Consider the following 19,353-nt stretch of genomic DNA (forward strand, 5'->3'; position numbering starts at 1 on the left):
GATCAATGACCACCGGCGTGCGCGTGACCGTGCGTTTCGCTTGGCTGCGCCGTCCCGTCGCGCTTCGAGGCGTCAACAATGAATCGGGCGGTGTGGACTTTCCCCTCAACCTGGAAGTCCAGGTACAGCAGATACCTGCCGGCCGTCGGGGCGTTCGCCGCAAATGAGATTGAGGGACCGCCGTGCTGGTTCGCGGCCGGCTCCGCACCTTCGGGATGCACGTGGAGAAAGGCCAGATCCCCGTCACGTAAGGCGATGAGATGCCCGAAGGCGCCGAGGTACGGCTGCAAGGTGGTCACCGGATGTCCGTCCCGAGTGACAGTCATCGTCAGTTCCTCGGTGGCGCCCGCAACCAGTTCACCGCGGAGTTCAACGGTGAAGCCCGCGACATGATCGACGGTTCGCGCACTGCTGGATCGCACAGGAGCGAAGTCCCCAGCGACCTCCACCGTGCGGCCAAGCGTCATCTGGCCCGTTCCCGATCTGTCGCCGGGCCGGAAGTCGACAAACACTCGGTAACTACCAGCCGCGTCCCATGTCCACGGCACCGTCCAGATCCCGGTAGCAGTGTCCAGGCTGGGATGCACGTGCCGGAAGTTCTCGCCGTCGGAGCGAACCACGATCAAATGCAGCTGCTTTTGGTGAGTATCGGCAAAATCGACGACCGGGGCCCCATCTGCCCCCAAGATCTTTAGCCGCAGATCACCGGGCTTGCCCGCGGTGGCCGGAGCCTCCACCGCCGCGAGTACGTATCCATCGCGGCTCAACGACAGCCCTTGCAAACCGTCGGCCGAACCATGTTCCGCCGACGCGCCGTGCCCATTCATCGTGTTCCCTTCTGCCATGTGTCTTGTCGTGCTCCAGCTCTGGACCGCGTTCTCGGGGACTACCGCCGCGGCGACGGCAAACGCACAGCCGAAACCCACTCCCAGTACCGCGGTGAAAACAGCGAGTCGTCCCGCCGCGTTCACGCGACTCGGACCGCCGAATAGCCGGCGACGGATACCGCCGCCACGACGTCTGCACCGTCGACGTGCTCGGCCCCTCTCACGACGAGCCTGCCGGTCTTCGCGCTGACGTCGACACTCTCCACGCCGTCGACCTCGCCGACCTCTTCGCGGATCGATGTCTCGCAATGCCCGCATGTCATCCCCGTGACCTGATACTCGCTCGAGTACATTGCCATCCCTTCGCCAGATACCCCCTCCGGGTATCCATTCAGGTGGCGACTGTACCCCTATGGGGTATATAAAGCCAGCGACGTGTCCGGGCGGGTGAACTCGTCGGTGCGTCAACCGAAGCACAATGACCAACCCGGGCAGACCGATTGATATAGATGGGCGTATGCCCGAATCAGCGTTCGCCCCGGAGCCGGTCAGACAGATCTGGCAAGAGCTCGGTGTCCCGGGGATCGTGGACGTGCACACCCACTTCATGCCCAAGCCCGTCATGGACAAGGTGTGGGCGTACTTCGACTCGGCGGGGCCTCTCATCGGGCGCCCCTGGCCGATCACCTACCGCACCGAAGAGTCCCAGCGGGTACAGACGCTGCGAGAGTTCGGCGTGCTCCGGTTCACCTCGTTGATCTATGCCCACAAGCCGCAGATGGCTGCCTGGCTGAATCAGTGGGCCACCCAGTTCGCGGCACAGACCCCGGACTGCGTGCACACCGCCACCTTCTTTCCCGAAGCCGGCGCCATCAACTACGTGCGCGAGGCTATCGAGGCTGGCGCGGGCGTCTTCAAGGTCCACATCCAGGTGGGGGCGTTCTCCCCCATCGATCCGCTGCTCGTCCCCGTGTGGGGGCTTCTCGAGGACGCCGCTGTTCCGGTGGTGATCCACTGCGGCTCCGGACCGGCGCCGGGCGAGTTCACCGGGCCCGAGCCAATCCGGGTGCTGCTCAAGCAGTTCCCCCGCCTGCGCCTGATCATCGCGCATATGGGTATGCCCGAGTACTCCGACTTTCTCGATATCTCCGCGCAGTACGAGGAGGTACGTCTCGACACCACCATGGCCTTCACCACGTTCTCGAATGAGAAGGCGCCGTTTCCGGAATCCGCCTACCCGCGACTGATAGATCTCGGTCACAAGATCTTCTTCGGCAGCGACTTTCCGAACATCCCCTACGGATATGCCGAAGCGGTCACCGCGCTGCAGGTGTTGCCCGGTGTCGACGATAACTGGATGCGCGATGTCCTCTACCGCAACGGCGCCACACTATTCCGTGTCGACGGCTAGACGAGCGAGCCCGCCCGATAGGCCTCCCGGACCATGAGCCGCTGACGTTTTCCGCTCGTGGTCCGGGGAATGGTTCGCGCCGGTACCACAACCACCTCATCGAGGGAGAACCCGAAGGCGGCACGCACACCCCCGGCGATACGTGTCCGAAGTTCCGCATACTCGTCGACTGGCGCGCGGGTCCCGACGACGGCGATCACCGACTCACGGGCCCGCTGTTCGTCACGCAAGGAGAAGACGACAGATACTCCACCGGCACCGGACATATTGTCGATCTCCCGCTCGATGTCGTAGGGCGGGAAATTGCGACCACGCACGATCAGCATCTCCTTGTGCCGGCCCACCACGAACAGTTCGCCATCGGTGAGAAAGCCGCGGTCGCCGGTGTCATGCCATCCACCCACAGGCGTGGCCACTCCCCCGTCTGCGGTGAGGTAGCCCGCCATCACCGATGGCCCCCTCACCTGAATATCGCCGACCGTACCGTCTGATGAGCGCGCACCGTCTGGGGCGACGATCCGAAGTTCCAGGCCATCGACCACCTTCCCGCAGGAGACCACGGGCTCGCCGTCATCTGGCCCGCGCCCAATTCGCACCCTGCCGAAGGACAGCGCGTCAGGCATACAGGCTTGCAGCGCAACGGTTGTCGCGAGCACTGTTTCGGCCATGCCGTAGCACGGCACCAACACATCGGTCCGCATCCCCAGCGGTGCAAACCGTTCGGTAACCTCGCGCAGCACCGAGAACGCGATGGGCTCGGCGCCGACGTAGGCGTGACGCAGTGACGACAAGTCCACGTCTGCTATCGAGCCGCCACGCGAGATCGCCTCCGCCACTGCTCGATACGCGAACGGTGGCCCTGCGGTGTGTGTGGACCCGTGCTGGGACATGTGCCGAAGCCAGGACACCGGATCCCGCAAAAACCCCATCGGGGTCATCACACCGATCCGAAGGCCGTAGAGCAGCGCGGCCAGCACCTGGATAAATCCCATGTCGTGGTAGAACGGCAGCCAGCTGAACACTCGGTCCCGCCCGCGTAATGCCTTTGTGCCGTATGCGATTGCCGTGGCGTTGTGCACCACATTGCCGTGCGTCAGCAGTACGGCTTTAGGGGCCGACGTGGATCCGGAAGTGAGCTGGATGTGGTGGACGTCGCTGGGATCGGCACGCGAGCACCGCTTCCAGTCAATCGGTTCAGCATCAGTCAGCTCGTCATACATCACGACCAACGGGTGCGTGATCGCCACCTCTATCCGTGGCTGTGTGATTACCATGGCCGGGTTCAGCACCCCCAGCGCCGCAACCAGATGCGCCACTCCTGCAGATTCCGGTCGCGACGGCGTCGGAGGCGGTGCGATCGCGCACGGTACCGCGCCCAGCAAGAGCACTGCCAGCAGCGTGGTCAGGTACTCCTCGTCGCTCACCGCAATCATTGCCACCCGGTCGCCACGGCGAAGACCCCGCGCAGCCAGCGCCGCAGCACGAATCCTTATGGCATGAACCAGGTCTACCGCCGTGAGGGTATACAGATGGCGGCGCGAGTCGTAGAAGTCGATCTGCTCCAACTCCGAGCGCAGCAGCGCGGCGTAATCGATCGCGCCGGAGGCCAGAGCCGGAGCATTAGCCTTCGCATGCCGACTGATTGCTATGTCACTCATGCCTGTTCGCGGCGTTTCGCCTTATCGCTAAGACGCTGACGGATGAGCACTCCGATATCGCCCACCACCGTGAACGCGAAGGCTTCCTCTTCGGGAATGAAGACCGAGAACCTATCCTCCAGCTCGTTCATCAACGCCATCAGCACCACGGAGTCGACGGGTAAGGCGAGTAGCGGCGAATCGACGTCGACCGCCTCAAGATCGACCTGCACCAGATCCTCCGCGGGAAGCAGCCGGGTCAAGGCATCTCGAAGCGCACCGATGATTTCCGTATCGTCTGGGAGCGCAACGGTTTCGGTCATTTTTCCTCTTTCTCCAGCAACACGCCATCTTCGAGGTGCAGCACCCGATCAGCGATCCCGGTGAGGCGCAGATCGTGTGTCACGATCACCACCGCCGCACCTTGAGTCCGGGCGGCATCCGCGAGTTGTTCGGCCACCTTCTTCCCCGTAGCCGAATCCAGGTTCGCGGTGGGCTCATCGGCCAGGACCAGCCCTGGCCGCGCCACCAGGGCGCGTGCGGCAGCGACGCGCTGCTTCTCTCCGCCCGAGAGCGCCGGTGGGCGATGGCCGGTCCGGTGCCCCAATCCCAGCTCGGTCAGCACTTCCCTAGCCCGTGTCATCGCGGCATCCTTCTTGACCCCGGCATAGCGAAGCGGCAGAGCCACGTTCTCAGCGCTCGTCAACGCGTTGAGCAGGTTGTATTCCTGAAATAGGAAGCCCAAGCGCTCCAAGCGGATTCGTGATCGCTCCCGTTCGCCGAGCTCGCCAACGTTCTGTCCATCGATCCGGATGTGCCCCGAATCCGGGGTTAGCAGAAGACCCATGACAAGAAGTGCGGTGGTCTTTCCTCCACCGGAGGGGCCGACGACCAGAACCACCTCATGGGGTTTGACCGTCAGATCCAGACCCCGCAGAGCACGCACCGCGGCATCACCGGCGCCGTACTGGTGTTCGACATTCTCAAGTTGCAAAACAGGATTCATCGAATTCACCTCCGGAAGGCCTGAGCAGGGTCGATCCGTGTGACCCGCCGGACCGGGATCAATGATCCGATGATCGCCATGACGCCCGTGGCGGCCGCCATCGCGGCGAGCATGGCGGGCGTGACCTCCACCATGACGTCGCCCATTCGGTCCTTCAGCAGAAACTGCACCCCATAGGTGACGCCCGCGCCCAGCACATATCCGAGTCCGGCGATCAAGGCGGCCTGGGTAATCACAGTGCGGCACAGCTGCGCCGGACGCACACCCAGCGCGCGCAGCACTCCGAAATCACCCATCTGCTCTGTGGTTACCGCGAGCACGGTCAGGCCCACCAGCGCCACCCCGACCAGCGCGGCGATCCCGATCATCGTCTTCAATGGTCGTCCGATCATCGAGATCACAATCGCCCGGCTGTTCTCGGCGAACGTGTCGGAGGTGAGTGCGTCCATTCCGGGGGCCGACTTGCGGACCGAATCCGCGACCTGGTCCGTGCTGAATCCCTCGGCCGGTTGAACCAGGAAGTAGGACACGCGATTTCCCGCACGCAGTAGACGCGTTGCATCGGGCAGCGAGATGAACGCATAGAAGTTGCCCACGGCGGCCGTTTGGTTCGACAACCCCACAACCGTGAAATCACCGTCCACGAGCTGCACCGTGTCGCCAACATGGATCTTGTTCTTCTTGGCGAGGACACGATCGAGCACGACCTCGCCAGGTCCCGCTACGTTGCGCCCCTCCGACAATGACCACGGGCCGCCCACACCGGTGGCCGTGTCGTATCCGACGACGAAGTACGCGGTGTGCCCGCCGTCATGCACGAAATCCGATGGGAGCCCCAGAATCGGTTCGGCGGACTGCACACCAGGGACCTTCAACAGCCGGTCCTTGCCGTCAGCGGGCAACCACGACACCGCGCGGAACATCTGGGAAACTCCGGGCTGGGCAACCCACACCGCCCCCTTGGAGTGGTCGATGTAAGTGGTGACCTGATTCGTGGTTCCCACGAAGATGCCGGACATCACCAACACCAGGATCACCGCGACGGCGACCCCGATCACCGAAAGGACAAATCGGGCGCGCTCTGCGACAAGGTTCTTGACGGCGACGATCATCGGACCATCCCACCGGCCATGTCGCGCAACCTGTGTACGGCCCGAGTAGTAACCGCGACGACCCTGTCGACATCATCCGGTGACACGTCAGGCCCCATCGAGATCCGCACCGTGGCCCGCGCCTGGTCCTGGGTCAACTGCATCGCTTGCAGCACATGAGAAACCGAGTCTTCTCCAGCGTGACAGGCCGATCCGGTGGATACATAGATGCCGTGCATATCGAGATCGTCGGCGAGGGTGTCGGCGCGAATTCCGTCAAAGCGGACGCTGATTGTTTCCTCCAGCACCGGCTCTGTCACGTTGAGATGCACACCGCCAACGGCGCGGAGCCCATCGAGCAGCTGCTCGCGGCGGTCGCGCATGCCCAGCCGGTAGCCCATCGAGACAGAGCTCAGACACGCGTCGGCCGCGGCGGCCATGCCTAGCGCACCGGGCACGTTTTCGGTACCCGCGCGCAACCGGTTCTCCTGCGGTCCCCCGCGCATGACCGGCAACAGCTGATGTCCACCGCGTACCAGTAGCGCACCCATTCCCCGTGGTCCGCCAAACTTGTGCGCGGAGACCGAGATCATTGTGGCACCAATGCTTGTCAGATCAAGCTTGCCGGCTGTGTGCACGGCGTCCACGTGGAATGCTGAACCCGACCGTGCGGCGATCTCGGCTATATCCCCAACCGGCTGGATGGCACCAGTCTCGTTGTTCGCGTGCATCACCGAGATCAGCCGCGTCTCGCGGCGCAACGCACGAGCCACCTGCGCCGCATCCACATGCCCGGTCGGCGCGGGATCGACGAAGGTCACTTCCACACCCAGGTCCTGCAGCGCGTGAGCATTCGCCAGGACTGCCGGATGCTCGATCGATGAGGTCACCAGGTGACCCTGAAACCCCACAGCCGCAAAGGTTCCCCATAGTGCCAAAGTGTTGGCCTCGCTTCCGCCGGAAGTCAGCACCACCTCCTCGGTATCGGCGCCGAAGAGCCTGGCAACGGTCTGGCGGGCATCGCTGAGGGCGTCCGCGGCGTCCCGCCCCGCGCTGTGTCGGCTCGACGGATTTCCGACTAGCCGGTGCCCGCTCAATATCGCCTGTGCGGCACGTGGATGCAGGGGTGCGGTGGCGGCGTAATCCAAGTAGATCTCTGCCGGCGCTATCTGCGCGGGTGGACTAAGTACCGGGGAGGGCGCTGACATCTTCGTGAATTCCGTTGCGGTAGTTGTTGGCTAGGCGTTGTGCGACATCGGCGCCCAGGGCGGCGACGTGCTGCTGTTCCGGCGAGAGGCCCCCCGACCATTCCGCGACCTGCACCGCTTCGATCGCGGCGATCGTTTCCACCGGCATGCCGGTGAGCCGCTCGGTGAGGATGGACGCGACCGCCAGGGAAGCCGAGCATCCGTAGGCCTCGAAGCCGATCTGACTCACGGTCTCGCCCTGCACCTGCGCGGTCAGCAGGATCTGGTCCCCGCACACCGGGTTGCCAATGAAGGCCGAAACATCGGATTGCGCAAGGCGGCCCGAGTTGCGCGGGTTGGTGAAGTGATCGACCACCGTCGGACTGAACCGGGGCACTAGGCGTCCGCCAACTCGCACTCGGAAACGACTTCCCGAGAGTCGATGTACTTTTCGATACTTACTGCGCAGCAGCCCAATTCGGCGCCCTGGCGTCGCCGCCGGAACTTCACGGTCTGGCCGGTACGGCCGCACGGACAGTCACCCTCGTCTACCTCGCCCACGTCGTCGGAGAGCAGGAAGCCGGGATACGCGGTGTTTAGCGCGTCAAGGATCGCTATTCCGCCGGTCTTACCGGGTTCAAGCTCGACGGACGCGTCGGTGACGTCGCGGATCGAGATGTAGCACCACGGCGGCACATGTTTGCGTTGATGCTCGCACTCGATGGCGAGCATGTTGGACTCAATCATGCCGTACATGTCGCGGATGCGGGTGCGGTCAATGCCCAGCATGCGCTGTGCCTTTTCGTTGAAGTCGTCCCGGCTGATCGAGTTTCCGGTGTACTGCTTCCAGCCGCCCAGCATGATGATCAATGAGTCGGGGTCGAGGGTGAGCGGAATGTCCTCCAGCTCCAGGTACTTGAGGAATCTGGCGATGATGAACGGCGGACCGATCAGGTGCCGGGTCATCCGGCCATCCCAGCTCCGCAGCTGGGCCAACGCCTCCTCGGGGTCGAAGGAGTACTCACGCACGATGTAGCGATGGTCATCGAGCATGCCGGTGAGAAGGTTGAAGATCTTGACCATGCCCATCTCGGGCACTTCGGCGGTGGATGGGCACAGGAACAGGCCCGCGCCCTGGGAGATACCGAAGAAGTCCCGGTATCCACCGAAGATTCCGACCGATGCCCGGGTGACGGTCGTCGAATCGCGCCGCGCCACCGATGGCACACCGCTTGTGCCGGTGGAGCGGATCTCGATCTCTACATCCTCAAGGCCGCAGGTCATGAGGACGTGCGCGCCAGCCTGTTTGAACATGCTGACGGGAAGCAGAGGGATGCGCTGCAGGTCAGCCCAGGCGCGGATGTCACTCGGGGCGAGTCCGGCGGCGTCGCACTGGGCGCGGTAGAAGCCGTTACGTTCGAAGTGCAGCGCGAAGGCCTGACGTACCACGTCGGTGAGCGACTCTCGCCAGTCGTCCCGCGCAACCCGGAGGGCTTCCCCCGGCATCCCGAGCATGGTGACCAATTCCACTGCGCATCTCCTTTGACTGCCTAGCCCACACAGGGCACCGGTGGAGTGGTCGAATCATCGTGAGGAAAAGTTCCCGCAGAGTTTCGGGCTGTTATGGAAGAGTCCGGGCCATGGCTGATGAACCAATGCGCGCTGATCACGCTGAGCTATTGAGGCGACGTGCGCTTACCGAAGACGCGGCTCGCCCCGATGCAGTTGCCCGCCGCCACGCGGGCGGCGGCCGCACCGCGCGCGAGAACATCGCCGACCTGGTCGATGCGGAGTCGTTCGTCGAATATGGCCGATTCGCTATCGCTGCGCAGCGCCAGCGACGGGACATCGCCGACTTGATCGCCCGCACACCCGCCGATGGTCTGGTGGCAGGGACCGCACGGATCGCGGGTCATCCGTGCGCCGTGCTGTCCTACGACTACACCGTGCTCGCCGGTACGCAGGGGGCGCTTGGACACCACAAGAAGGACCGGCTGTTCGATCTCATCGAGCGCATGAAGCTGCCGACGGTGTTCTTCGCCGAGGGCGGCGGCGGGCGTCCGGGCGATACCGACTATCCCGTTGTCTCGATGCTCGATGTACGTGCGTTCAAGTTGTGGGCCGCGCTCTCGGGCGTGGTGCCGCGGATCTCCGTGGTCAAGGGCCGGTGCTTTGCGGGCAATGCCGTGATCGCGGGTTGCTCGGATCTGATCGTGGCAACCAGAGACACGTCCATCGGCATGGGCGGTCCGGCCATGATCGCTGGCGGCGGTCTCGGCGAGGTACACCCCGACGAGGTCGGGCCGCTGTCGGTGCAGTCGCCCAACGGGGTGGTCGACGTTGTCGTCGACGACGAAGAACAGGCCGTCGCTGTGGCCAAACGGCTCATCGGGTACTTCCAAGGGGCAGTGGAGCCAGGACACGCAGCGGACCAAACCGTCTTGCGCACAATGATTCCCGAACGTGCTCGGCGAGCCTATCCCGTGGGGCCCATCATCGAGACGCTCGCCGACGAGGATTCGGTGACATTTCTGCGAGAGAAGTTCGCACCCGAGATGATGACGGCACTCGCACGTATCGAGGGCCGTGCCATCGGGATCCTGGCCAATAATTCGATGGTGATGGCGGGAGCGATCACCGCGGCCGCATCGGATAAGGCCGCTCGTTTCCTGCAGCTGTGCGACGCATTCGGGTTGCCGGTTCTTTCGTTGGTCGACTGCCCGGGATACATGGTGGGTCCCGCGGCGGAGGCCGATGCGTTGGTGCGGCGCGCCTCGCGCATGCTCGTCGCCGGAGCGGCACTTCGCGTACCGCTCGTCTCAGTCATCCTGCGCCGAGGGTATGGCCTTGGCGCGCAAGCTATGACCGGCGGCAGCCTGCACGAACCACTGCTGACGGTGGCTTGGCCCGGCGCACATCTGGGACCCATGGGCTTGGAAGGCGCGGTGCGTCTGGGGCTGCGCAAGGAGTTGGAGGCCATACCCGACGAGGCTGCCCGGGAGGAAGCGGTACGTCAGGCCACCGCGGCGGCACAAGAGAATGCCAAGGCGCTCAACGCTGCTCAGATATTCGAGATCGACGATGTGATCGATCCTGCAGAGACGCGATCGCTCATCGCCTCGACATTCGCCGCGGCCATGCGAGAGCCGCTGCCGCCGCGCAAATCCGTCGTCGACACCTGGTAGCTATTCCCCTGTCGCTATGAAATCGCGTTTTCCATACTGAATAGTGGCGTTCTGCCAACGGGCACCGGCCGCATCCACGAGGCGATGCGCGGTGCTCACATCCTTGACGTCGGCAATCAGGATCAGCCACCCGTCTTCGGTGATCGACCCACCGACCAACGCCTCCCGCGCGGATGCGTCCGCCGCGAGCGCGTCGTGGAACCGCACGCGGTCGACGCCCGGAACCTCCACAGCCACAGCGTTTATCTCCGCATCTCCGGCCGGTAGGTATTCGAAGGTGAGCACCGATTCCTGACCGTACTGCCGCCGCACCTGCTCACCGATGCGTTGCAAGTCATCGCGATCCACGCACGCGAGTTCGAACGCGCGCGACCGCTCGTAGGTCATGTGGTTGTTGTCCTGAGACCAGTACACGCCGTCAACCGGTGTCGACCGCACCGGCAGCACCAGATTCTGAGCGGATATCGCGCTCACCTGGAGCGAAAAGTCATCGAGGGGATCCAGCAGACGCCCATCGGCAGGATCGGTGATGACCGCGGTGTTGTTGGTGGCGAAGAGCTCTGCCTGAGGCCGGGCAGCATCACCCGGAACACATGCCTGTGGGTCGGCGTGAGCGAACCCCGCAGGCGGCCCGCCCAAGATGAGCATCAGCGCCGCAATTCCGATCGCGAACACGCGGGTCATCCGGTCCATTATTCAGACACATCACCCCTGACGGAAGTACGGATTTGACCTCAAGCGCGCTTGAGCTCCTAGGTTGTGGATCCATGACCTCGATCCACGATCCGGCCGTCCGGCAGTTCCTCGATTCGACTCCCGCTCTGGTAGGGCAGCTGGGATATCTCGGAAACGACGGACGGCCGCTTGTGCTGCCTATCTGGTACCGGCTCAACGAGGACCACCTGCAGTTCGTCACGCACGTGAGCACCCTGAAAATCCGTTCTTTGCAACGTGATCCGCGCGCGGTAATCACCGTGGCCACGCCAGCAGAGCCCTACCTGTATGTCCAGGTTCAAGGGGAAGCCCACGTGGAACCCGACACCTCGAAAGTTCGAGACACCCTGATCGACATCACCACCCGGTACCTGGGAGCCGACCGTGCCGACGCGTACGTGGACGAGCACCACAGCGCGCCCGGCGAGGCGCTCGTGCGCATACATCCCGTCCGTGTCCACGCCGCTCTCTGACACTCGGGAGGAGTCACGATGTACACCATCACCGTCAATGGAGCGCAGCTCACCTTCGACGATCAAGGCCTGGACAACGGACCCGCCATCCTGCTGCTCACTGGCTGGGGGCACGACCACCGTGCGTATGACGAGCTACTGCCCTACCTCGTTCCCCACCACCGCGTGATCCGCATGGATTGGCGCGGCCACGGTATCGACCGCACACCCGCAGCCGACTTTGGTCTTACGGAACAGGTTTCAGATGTCATCGGGCTGCTTGATGCCCTGAGCGTGCAGTCGATCGTCCCCGTCGCTCATGCCCATGCCGGGTGGACCGCGCTTGAGATAGCCGACCGTCTCGGGACCGGGCGGGTGCCAAGCCTCGTGATCATTGATCTGATCATGTCAGCGGCTCCTGCTGAATTCCTCAACGGCATAAGAGACTTTCGTGATCCGCAACGCTGGCAATCCAGTCGCCTCGACTTCCTCCGAGCGTGGCTATCCGGCAGCGACAATGAAGCCGTCAACCGGCACATCCGTTCCGAGATGGGCGGTTTCGGGTTCGACGTGTGGGCGCGAGCCGGACGAGTCATCGAAGATGCCTACACCACGTGGGGCTCACCCATGTCGCGAATGGAAAAGCTGGCCGAACCGCGACGCGTTCATCACATCTTCTGCAACCCCGAGCACACTGCCTACGATGATCTTCACCAAGAGTTCCAATCCCGCAATCCGTGGTTCAGCTACGTTCGCCTGCGCGGCACGACCCACTTCCCGCAGCTGGAGTTACCCGCACAAGTCGCAGCGGAGATCACGCATCTGCTCTCGTAACTACTGACCCGTCATGGTCTTCAGGGTAGGGCCGGCCGTCCAGCCGCCGTCCACGGCAAGTTCGGCCCCCGTGACATAGCTCGCCGCGTCCGAAAGCAGATAGGTCACCGCACCGGCCACCTCGTCGGGAGTTCCCACTCGCCCCATGGCGGTTATGGGCATATTGCCTTCCCCCTCCCGAAAACCGGCTTGGGCCGTCATGGGGGTGTACACGACACCGGGATGCACTGAGTTCACCCGAATCCGCTCGGGGCCTAACTCAACCGCCGCAACCTTGGAAAGTCCACGCACACCCCATTTCGATGCGCCATAGCCAGAGGTGAGGGCCAGACCGACCAGACCGGCGGCGGAGGAGATGTTCACGATCGAACCGCCGCCCCGTACGCGCATCGGCGGGATAACGGCCTGCATGCCGATGAAAACACCGACCAAGTTCACCTCGATCACCTTGCGAAAGTGTTCAAGGCGCTCGTCGGCTACCAACGAGGCACTGGAGATACCGGCGTTGTTCACCAATCCGGTGACCGCGCCGAACTCCGCCAGCGTGGTTTCGACCAGCGCGCGCCACTGGTCGGCGTCTGTTACGTCCAGCCGGGCAAATCGCGCGGAGCCACCGAGCTCGGCCGCGAGCCGCCGTCCATCGTCCTCGAGCACATCGGCCACAACGACTTGGCCGCCCTCCGACACTATCCGGCGCGCAAAGGCCGCACCGAGCCCGCGAGCGCCACCCGTGACGATGACGTTCTTTCCTTGTAGCAGAGCAGAATTGCCATTCATGTTTCCAGGCAATCACAACGCTACGAAGTCGCGCGGAACTTGTCCCGCCTATCGGGAACAGTGAGCGACAACACCAATTACGGGGTGGCGCCTATGGATTGGAGGTTCCTTAGATCGCGACGGCGTCTGCTTCAGCGGGGGCCTCGTCGGCGGGAGTCGGCTCGGCATCAGGCGCGAGGACCGACGCGGGGATCACCTCGGGACCTTCCCCATGAGCGGGCACATCCAGCGGAGCGGCCTCACCCTCATTGTCCATCGGCAGGTACATGTGCCGCTTGAACTGCGCCTGGTAGGCGCCGCCGCCACCGATCTTGACGCCACCGCCCTCGCCACTGGACACCGCAGTGCCGTCGGGCAGCGTGACAGCGGTGTGACCGCCGTTCCAGCCAATCACCAATGCACCTGGTGCGGTGCCGTACTTGAAACCACGTGCGAGGAGGGCACGCTCTTGGTTCCCCGTATTGAAGCGAGAACCGAAGGCGGGACGATCGGTGGCGACATTGGACACCCAGGAGGCCAGACCGGAGCAGTCGGTGCCACGGGCGGAGTCTCCGCCCGAGATGTACGGCGTACCCGAGACCTGATGGATAAACGCCAGCAAAGCAGCGAGATCAGACATGGGACGCGACGCTAACAACGAGCTTGACGACCTACCAAAATATGTGGCTTGCGTCATATTTGCTGAAAATTATGGCGAGAATTACTCTCCGCCAACGCCTTACTGATTACGGTAGAGCATGGATGAACGTTCGTCCAATCCAACAAACGCCCAGTACATGACTGGTTTGTTGAATGTTCGATGACCCTGCGCCGCAATTTGCTGTGCGCTAATCACATTGGTCACTTTTCTCACACATCCATGCATCTCTTGTATTAACGCGGGAAATTTTCTGTTACCCATCCCACCTTTTGGGCACCCTTCGTCCCACTCTCTGGGATGGCTTGCGCGCTATCTCATTCGGCGAAATAGCCGCACGTCCCGCCCATGAAATAGACGCGGCATGCATTTTCTTCCGGTGGTGGCCACCGTCATCCACGAATACGAGAACAAGGAGCTGCCGCCTGACGCCGAACCGCCTCTTGCACTTCTGAATCCGCTCCCGACCCCGTGTTCGCACTCGCGAAAGCATCCGTGCGCCAGGCAACTCCAATATCATGGATGCGTACCGGACCGTATTCGACTGTGCCGCAATAGTTGCCGATGAATATCATTCATCCCACAGCACGATACGTGTCGTCCGTGGGGAGTCATGCCTCGGGCGCGCCAGCCGGGGAGACAGCGGTGCTCTCGTACGTGCGGGCCGAGTTCTCTTTCGAGAATCGGCCCGCAGTCTCAGTGCTCATCGGGGTAGTGGCGCCACGGCAGGAGGATGCTTGGCAGATCCGCTCACTACCAAGTGCCGCCACCACCGAAGGGGTGGTTAGCAAGCCAGCGTGACGTACGCGACCTTTTGTCCGGTGGTAGGAACCGTCGTCGGCTGGTTGCGCATGTTGCGTCCCGGCTGCACGTTCTGCACGCCAGACTGCTGTGACACCCCCTGCACGGTGCACTGCGACGGATGATCCGACCCCACCTTGGTGACGATGACTCGGTACCCGTTGGACTTGAGGTCATTGATGACGGAGTCCGGGTCCGCAGCGGGACCGGCCAAGGCTGCGCCGGCTGTGGCCAGGGACAGTCCCGCGGCAGCGAGTAGCGCCGCCGCGGTCGTGATCTTCTTCATGGTTGTTGCTCCTTCTGCGTCGACGAAGATGAAGCGGACTTACATCTGGTTACGAAGCGTTGTTTTTGTTGGTGCCAAAGGGGACGTGCGGGTTGGTGCCCAGCGGGACCAACGGGTTGGCGCCTTCATACGTCGGCTGGTGGACGCCCTGCTCATAAATGACATCGCCCGGAGCCACGCAAGGACGCAGATCAGTAGCGTTGACACTGGTCTCGCTGGCGTAGCAGACCGGAGGAGGCGTCGGCCCCGCCAAGGCGACAGGGGCGCCCATGACAGCGACGGCTACAGCGATGCCAGCGCCGCCGACGATTGCAGCGAGTGACTTTTTCATGTGGTGTTTCCTTTCCGCTCGGTCATCTTGCTAATGGCCTAGGAAGTGAACATCACTTGCCAAAGACATCAACGTTGATGCATTCACCCTGTTCAACGGTATTAAGGTCCACCTGGTTCCCAATTTATGAGATCCTCGGCTGATTCTCAGCTAAAACTCAGAATACCCCATGGGGGTTGGGGTCAGCGAAGGGTGGTATATAGCCGTTAACTTGCCGTTAACCAGGCGAAACAGTCCGAACTGTCTAGATCAACTGATCTATAATTCGATCATGCGATCTAAAACCGGTCGGGAGCCGACGTTCACCGAGGTCGCCCGCCGCGATCAGATCGTCGCGTGCGCCATCGAAGTCATCGCCCAGGTGGGTTATCCGCAGACCTCGATTCGGAAGATCGCCGAGCGTGCCGGAATCGCGATGAGCGTGGTGCTGTACCACTTCGGTTCCAAGGATGGACTCGTCGAGGCGGTGATCGCCTCCATGTACCGGTCCGGACTCGATGCGGTGATCCCCGAGGTTGATCGAGCGCGGACGCAGACTGACAAGCTTGCGGCCTATATCCGTTCCAGTATCAGCTATTTCGACAGCCACCGGATTCAGTTGGCGGCGCTGACACAGCTCGCAGCGGGCTACAAACCCAGCGGCGGCAGACATCTGCGCGATATGGGATTGACACCCGAGCTGACCGCGCAATTGACCCAGCTCGACCCATCAGTCATTCTCCGAGCCGGTCAGAAGTCCGGCGAATTCTCCTCCTTTCCAGTCGATTCCACTGCGATCGCCCTGCGAGGTGCGGTCAATATCGTCGTGGAGAAGATCCTGCAAGACCCCGGATTCGATACACACGGATATACCGAGGATCTCGTGAAGATGTTCCGGCGAGTAGTGCGGAGGGTGTAGTGGCCCGTATCCTCATCGCCGCCATCGGCAGCTACGGTGATGTCGCCCCGCTGACCGGTATCGGTGTCCGCCTACGCCAGGCCGGACACCAGGTGACAATTGCCGCGTTTGATCGCTTCAGCTCCTTGATAACCGCTTCAGGCCTGCATTTTCGTGGCGTTGCCGAGCCGGACACACCGGCCCAGGACGCCGACGTCAACGTCACCAAGGGGCTCGCCGAGTTTCTCGCCCCGCGCGGCATGCGGTCCCTCGGCGCCGCAATAATCAGCGCCGTTCAGGACGTGACGACAGACATCTTGCTGCTGTCGCCCTTCTCTGAATTAGCAGGGCATCCCCTAGCCGAAGCGAAAGGCATTCCCTCCATAGGGATTCGGCTACAGCCCTGTTCTGCCACCTCCCAGTTCCCGCCAGCGACCCTCGGAGCTTGGTCCGCGGGCGGGGCAGGCAATCGTCTGGCATCCCGCGCCGGGGCCTGGCTTGTCGATCGCCTCTATGGCGGGGTGGTAGCCGGCTTCCGGCGAGAGCTTGATCTGCCGAAAGTATCGGCAAGTAAGTCGCGCAAGAACCGTACAGAGTCGAAATGGACTGTTCTGCACGGATTCTCGACATATGTTGTACCGCGCCCGCTGGATTGGCGGCCGGGCCTGGAGGTCGCCGGGTACTGGTGGCCGGAAACCGCTCCACAGTGGCGACCCGCCCCAGAGCTGACCGATTTCCTCGCAGCAGGTGATCCACCGGTGTACTTCGGCTTCGGCAGCACGATGACGTCGGCTGCCGACGCTGCACGCCTAACGGAGCTCGTGCGCGGCGCGGTACATCAGGCGGGTGTGCGGGGAATCGTGCAAACAGGTTGGGCCGGGATCAATGCCGACGATGATGACATCCTGTCAGTGGACGAGCTGCCGCACAGTTGGCTCTTTCCACGCATGGCCGCCGTGGTACACCATTGCGGCGCCGGGACAACCGCTGCCGGTCTGCGTGCCGGAGTGCCCACGGTGGCCGTACCCGGCCTCGGAGATCAACCCTTCTGGGCTGCACGGCTCCGGAATCTGGGGCTCAGCACCGACACCATCCCACAACGCGCCTTGACCACTGAACGACTCTCGGAGGCCATCCGTGCGGCCACTACTGATCAAGAGCTCAAAGATCGGGTCCGCCGGGCGGCGAATGTCGTCGGGGCCGAGGACGGCGCTGCCTACACTGTCGCAGCCATCGACCGACTATTGGGCTGAGGGTCGCCGCGAGTCCTAGGCAGAGGCGACCGAGGAAGTCCGCGACACCCCTCATGAGCCAGTCCACGTCATCAGCGCGGTGTGGACTCGGTCGCGGTTCCCTGGTCATGCCATCTGACTGAATTACGGAGACAGTGTTGCCGAAATTGCCGGGCGGTGTCAAGAGGGACATACTGGCCGGTGTGACGGACGAGCGACGAACACGCGGCCGCCCACCTGTACCCATGGATTCGATCGTCGACGCGGCGCTGCGGATCGTGGATGAAGAGGGCGGCGAGGCGCTGTCGATGCGCGCGCTGGCACGTCGGCTCGATTCCGGGACCGCGACGATCTATCGGCATTTCGAGAACCGCACCGAGCTCGTCGCACATGTCGTCGATCGAGTCTTTGGAGAGGTCGAGTTCGACGACCAGAAACTCGCGGAACTCCCCTGGCAGCGCGCGTGCATCGTCACCTCGCGTGCGTTGTTCGAGGCCATGCGGCGGCATCCGAATGTCGCCGCGTTGCTCACCGAGCAGTTGCCCGTCGGGCCGAAGGTCTTCATGCTCCGCGAACGCACGCTCGCACTGTTTGTGAATGCAGGGTTCTCCCCGGGGGATGCGGCCCGCATCTATACGACTGTGGGCCGATACGTCCTGGGCTTCGCGACTCAGCTAGGAGTGGAACATAGGAGCCGCGGCACCGATCCCGCACTCCTGATGCGTCTCGTGCAGGACCTCGACCTGGCCAACTTCCCGATGACACTCGCCATCGGGAACTCCCTGGCCGTTTCGATTGAGGATGATTTCGAGTTCGGCCTGGGACTGCTCGTCACCGGCCTGGAACATCTTCACGACAAGTAACCGGGCGCTCGTGGTTGACCTCAACCGAAACGAGCGCGCGGGGCCCTAACCTCTTGGGGAAAGGATGACGACAATGACCAGCACCGGATACGTGCTCAGCACCGACACCGCCATAACACTTCTTGCGGCCGGGCTCATCTTCCTTCTCGCCCTCGGATTGGGCGTGTGGAAATACCGTCAGATGGTGACCAGCCCAAACCATCTCGCGCACCCGTATGTGGATACCGCGCATCGCGCCGCCCTGCTCTACGCATTCGCCACCTTGCTCACCGCGGTATTCGTCGAGTTGAGCGGGTGGCCCAGCTGGGTAAACCTCACTGCCGCAATGGTGCTGGTCTTCTTCTTTCTCGCCGCGATCGTGAGCTACATGATTCATGGCGCGCTGCGTGACACCACCAATCAATTCGAAAAACCCAGTGCGGCAATGCACCTGGCCATGGTCTCACTCATCGCCGGCGAGATAGGTGGTTTCGCGGTTCTGCTCGCCGGATTTGCACGTGCGCAATGGTTCTCGTGACAGTCACCACACGTACGGCAGTAAGCGATAGCGCGCCTTCTGGGCATACTCGCGGTACCCGTCCAACTGCGTGACAAGCAACTTCTCCTCGTCGTGGATGCGTACGATCAGTGCACACACGCCAGGTAGAACAAAGACCAGCCCCCAGTACGAGCCCAGCGCCAGAGGAAAACCGACGATGGTGATCACGTTGCCGGTGTACATAGGGTGGCGCACCAGCCCGTACAGGCCGGTGGAGACGACGGTCTGATCCGCTTCGACCTGCACGGTGGAAGCGGCGAAACTGTTCTGAATGACCACGAGGCTTGTGATACCCAGTCCCACGGCCACGAGGACGTCACCCAGTACGCATATCGCCGCGGGCACCGAAGACCAGCCAAAGCGGTGGTCCAATGCGCTGAACACGACCATCGCCACCAGCGACACATACCAACCGCCGATAAGGATCTTTTGTACCGTTCGGGACTCCGCCACCGGTCCCGCGTGCTTACGCCTCTCATGCGCAGCCGGGTTGACCTGCTGCAGATACAGGGTGGGTATCCAGGTCGATAAGGCAAACACCACGAGAAAGACCCATACCTGCCAGTAGTCGAACGTTCCCGCGAGCAAGAACAGCACCAAGCCGAACACGGCAAGTTCAACGAGCCCCAATGTCAGCACTCGTGCAATGGCTTTCACAGACGTCCGA

At 62.9% G+C, this 19,353-nt stretch carries 23 protein-coding genes; 8 read left to right on the plus strand and 15 right to left on the minus strand.

Going from position 1 to position 19,353, the window contains the following annotated elements; genetic code table 11:
* Nucleotides 1-2: 2 nt before the first annotated feature.
* Both HBA99_RS23605 and HBA99_RS23610 read right to left on the minus strand, forming a co-directional pair.
* Nucleotides 3-971, minus strand: a complete 969-nt coding sequence (locus tag HBA99_RS23605; protein WP_070951848.1) for a heavy metal-binding domain-containing protein — start codon at nt 969-971, stop codon at nt 3-5.
* Complete coding sequence (locus tag HBA99_RS23610; RefSeq protein WP_070952397.1) at nt 968-1,180, minus strand: heavy-metal-associated domain-containing protein; 213 nt, start codon at nt 1,178-1,180, stop codon at nt 968-970. Before HBA99_RS23610 ends, HBA99_RS23605 begins: the two co-directional genes overlap by 4 nt.
* A gap of 164 nt (nt 1,181-1,344) precedes the next feature.
* Between HBA99_RS23610 and HBA99_RS23615 the strand changes: the two genes are divergently transcribed.
* Nucleotides 1,345-2,238, plus strand: coding sequence for an amidohydrolase family protein (locus tag HBA99_RS23615; protein ID WP_070951847.1), 894 nt, complete (start codon nt 1,345-1,347; stop codon nt 2,236-2,238).
* Here HBA99_RS23615 and HBA99_RS23620 read toward each other — a convergent pair.
* The 7 genes from HBA99_RS23620 to HBA99_RS23650 are packed head-to-tail and all read right to left on the minus strand — an operon-like array spanning nt 2,235 to nt 8,689.
* Nucleotides 2,235-3,896, minus strand: a complete 1,662-nt coding sequence (locus tag HBA99_RS23620; protein WP_070951846.1) for an AMP-binding protein — start codon at nt 3,894-3,896, stop codon at nt 2,235-2,237. The genes HBA99_RS23615 and HBA99_RS23620 overlap by 4 nt on opposite strands.
* A complete protein-coding gene (locus HBA99_RS23625; RefSeq protein WP_070932082.1) occupies nt 3,893-4,198 on the minus strand; it encodes an acyl carrier protein in 306 nt (101 codons plus the stop codon). The genes HBA99_RS23620 and HBA99_RS23625 overlap by 4 nt, the downstream gene beginning before the upstream one ends.
* Nucleotides 4,195-4,881 carry an ABC transporter ATP-binding protein gene (locus HBA99_RS23630; RefSeq protein WP_070932470.1) on the minus strand — a complete coding sequence of 229 codons (687 nt, stop codon included), beginning with the start codon at nt 4,879-4,881 and terminating at the stop codon, nt 4,195-4,197. Before HBA99_RS23630 ends, HBA99_RS23625 begins: the two co-directional genes overlap by 4 nt.
* Nucleotides 4,882-4,886: 5 nt before the next feature.
* Nucleotides 4,887-5,993, minus strand: coding sequence for an ABC transporter permease (locus HBA99_RS23635; protein ID WP_070951845.1), 1,107 nt, complete (start codon nt 5,991-5,993; stop codon nt 4,887-4,889).
* Nucleotides 5,990-7,180 (minus strand): cysteine desulfurase family protein, encoded by a 1,191-nt coding sequence (locus HBA99_RS23640; RefSeq protein WP_070951844.1) that lies wholly within the window; start codon nt 7,178-7,180, stop codon nt 5,990-5,992. The genes HBA99_RS23635 and HBA99_RS23640 overlap by 4 nt, the downstream gene beginning before the upstream one ends.
* Nucleotides 7,155-7,556: an iron-sulfur cluster assembly scaffold protein gene (locus tag HBA99_RS23645; RefSeq protein ID WP_057967558.1), complete on the minus strand. Its 402-nt coding sequence runs from the start codon at nt 7,554-7,556 to the stop codon at nt 7,155-7,157. The genes HBA99_RS23640 and HBA99_RS23645 overlap by 26 nt, the downstream gene beginning before the upstream one ends.
* On the minus strand, nt 7,556-8,689 hold the full coding sequence (locus HBA99_RS23650; RefSeq protein WP_070922388.1) for a LuxE/PaaK family acyltransferase: 1,134 nt from the start codon (nt 8,687-8,689) through the stop codon (nt 7,556-7,558). The genes HBA99_RS23645 and HBA99_RS23650 overlap by 1 nt, the downstream gene beginning before the upstream one ends.
* A gap of 110 nt (nt 8,690-8,799) precedes the next feature.
* On the opposite strand from HBA99_RS23650, the gene HBA99_RS23655 reads away from it, so the two are divergent.
* On the plus strand, nt 8,800-10,344 hold the full coding sequence (locus tag HBA99_RS23655; RefSeq protein WP_070932077.1) for an acyl-CoA carboxylase subunit beta: 1,545 nt from the start codon (nt 8,800-8,802) through the stop codon (nt 10,342-10,344).
* On the opposite strand, the gene HBA99_RS23660 is transcribed toward HBA99_RS23655, so the two are convergent.
* Nucleotides 10,345-11,028, minus strand: coding sequence for a hypothetical protein (locus HBA99_RS23660; RefSeq protein WP_070952396.1), 684 nt, complete (start codon nt 11,026-11,028; stop codon nt 10,345-10,347).
* Between the two features lie 83 nt (nt 11,029-11,111).
* Here HBA99_RS23660 and HBA99_RS23665 point away from each other — a divergent pair, with 83 nt between their 5' ends.
* Together HBA99_RS23665 and HBA99_RS23670 are read left to right on the plus strand one after the other, a co-directional pair.
* Nucleotides 11,112-11,531, plus strand: a complete 420-nt coding sequence (locus tag HBA99_RS23665) for a TIGR03618 family F420-dependent PPOX class oxidoreductase (RefSeq protein ID WP_057967582.1) — start codon at nt 11,112-11,114, stop codon at nt 11,529-11,531.
* Between the two features lie 18 nt (nt 11,532-11,549).
* Nucleotides 11,550-12,344: an alpha/beta fold hydrolase gene (locus tag HBA99_RS23670; RefSeq protein WP_070922390.1), complete on the plus strand. Its 795-nt coding sequence runs from the start codon at nt 11,550-11,552 to the stop codon at nt 12,342-12,344.
* Here HBA99_RS23670 and HBA99_RS23675 read toward each other — a convergent pair whose 3' ends face one another.
* The 4 genes from HBA99_RS23675 to HBA99_RS23690 all read right to left on the minus strand — a co-directional run bounded on the left by HBA99_RS23675 (nt 12,345) and on the right by HBA99_RS23690 (nt 15,176).
* Entirely contained in the window at nt 12,345-13,121 is a 777-nt protein-coding gene (locus tag HBA99_RS23675) for a glucose 1-dehydrogenase (RefSeq protein WP_070922391.1), read from the minus strand.
* Between the two features lie 109 nt (nt 13,122-13,230).
* On the minus strand, nt 13,231-13,740 hold the full coding sequence (locus tag HBA99_RS23680) for a C40 family peptidase (RefSeq protein WP_070922392.1): 510 nt from the start codon (nt 13,738-13,740) through the stop codon (nt 13,231-13,233).
* Between the two features lie 802 nt (nt 13,741-14,542).
* Nucleotides 14,543-14,845, minus strand: a complete 303-nt coding sequence (locus HBA99_RS23685) for a hypothetical protein (RefSeq protein WP_057967580.1) — start codon at nt 14,843-14,845, stop codon at nt 14,543-14,545.
* 49 nt (nt 14,846-14,894) lie between these two features.
* Nucleotides 14,895-15,176, minus strand: a complete 282-nt coding sequence (locus tag HBA99_RS23690; protein ID WP_030097516.1) for a hypothetical protein — start codon at nt 15,174-15,176, stop codon at nt 14,895-14,897.
* Between the two features lie 253 nt (nt 15,177-15,429).
* On the opposite strand from HBA99_RS23690, the gene HBA99_RS23695 reads away from it, so the two are divergent.
* The 4 genes from HBA99_RS23695 (at nt 15,430) to HBA99_RS23710 (ending at nt 18,665) form a co-directional block, all read left to right on the plus strand.
* Nucleotides 15,430-16,074, plus strand: a complete 645-nt coding sequence (locus HBA99_RS23695) for a TetR/AcrR family transcriptional regulator (RefSeq protein WP_070922394.1) — start codon at nt 15,430-15,432, stop codon at nt 16,072-16,074.
* On the plus strand, nt 16,074-17,306 hold the full coding sequence (locus tag HBA99_RS23700; protein ID WP_070951843.1) for a glycosyltransferase: 1,233 nt from the start codon (nt 16,074-16,076) through the stop codon (nt 17,304-17,306). Before HBA99_RS23695 ends, HBA99_RS23700 begins: the two co-directional genes overlap by 1 nt.
* A 224-nt stretch (nt 17,307-17,530) precedes the next feature.
* On the plus strand, nt 17,531-18,148 hold the full coding sequence (locus tag HBA99_RS23705) for a TetR/AcrR family transcriptional regulator (RefSeq protein ID WP_057967576.1): 618 nt from the start codon (nt 17,531-17,533) through the stop codon (nt 18,146-18,148).
* Nucleotides 18,149-18,212: 64 nt separating this feature from the next.
* Nucleotides 18,213-18,665: a hypothetical protein gene (locus tag HBA99_RS23710; protein WP_070951842.1), complete on the plus strand. Its 453-nt coding sequence runs from the start codon at nt 18,213-18,215 to the stop codon at nt 18,663-18,665.
* Nucleotides 18,666-18,668: 3 nt separating this feature from the next.
* Here HBA99_RS23710 and HBA99_RS23715 read toward each other — a convergent pair whose 3' ends face one another.
* The gene (locus HBA99_RS23715; protein WP_070951841.1) at nt 18,669-19,343 is read right to left on the minus strand and encodes a methyltransferase family protein; all 675 of its coding nucleotides are present in this window, start codon (nt 19,341-19,343) and stop codon (nt 18,669-18,671) included.
* Nucleotides 19,344-19,353: the final 10 nt, after the last annotated feature.

Source organism: Mycobacteroides chelonae, assembly GCF_016767715.1.
Classification (GTDB): Bacteria; Actinomycetota; Actinomycetes; order Mycobacteriales; family Mycobacteriaceae; genus Mycobacterium; species Mycobacterium gwanakae.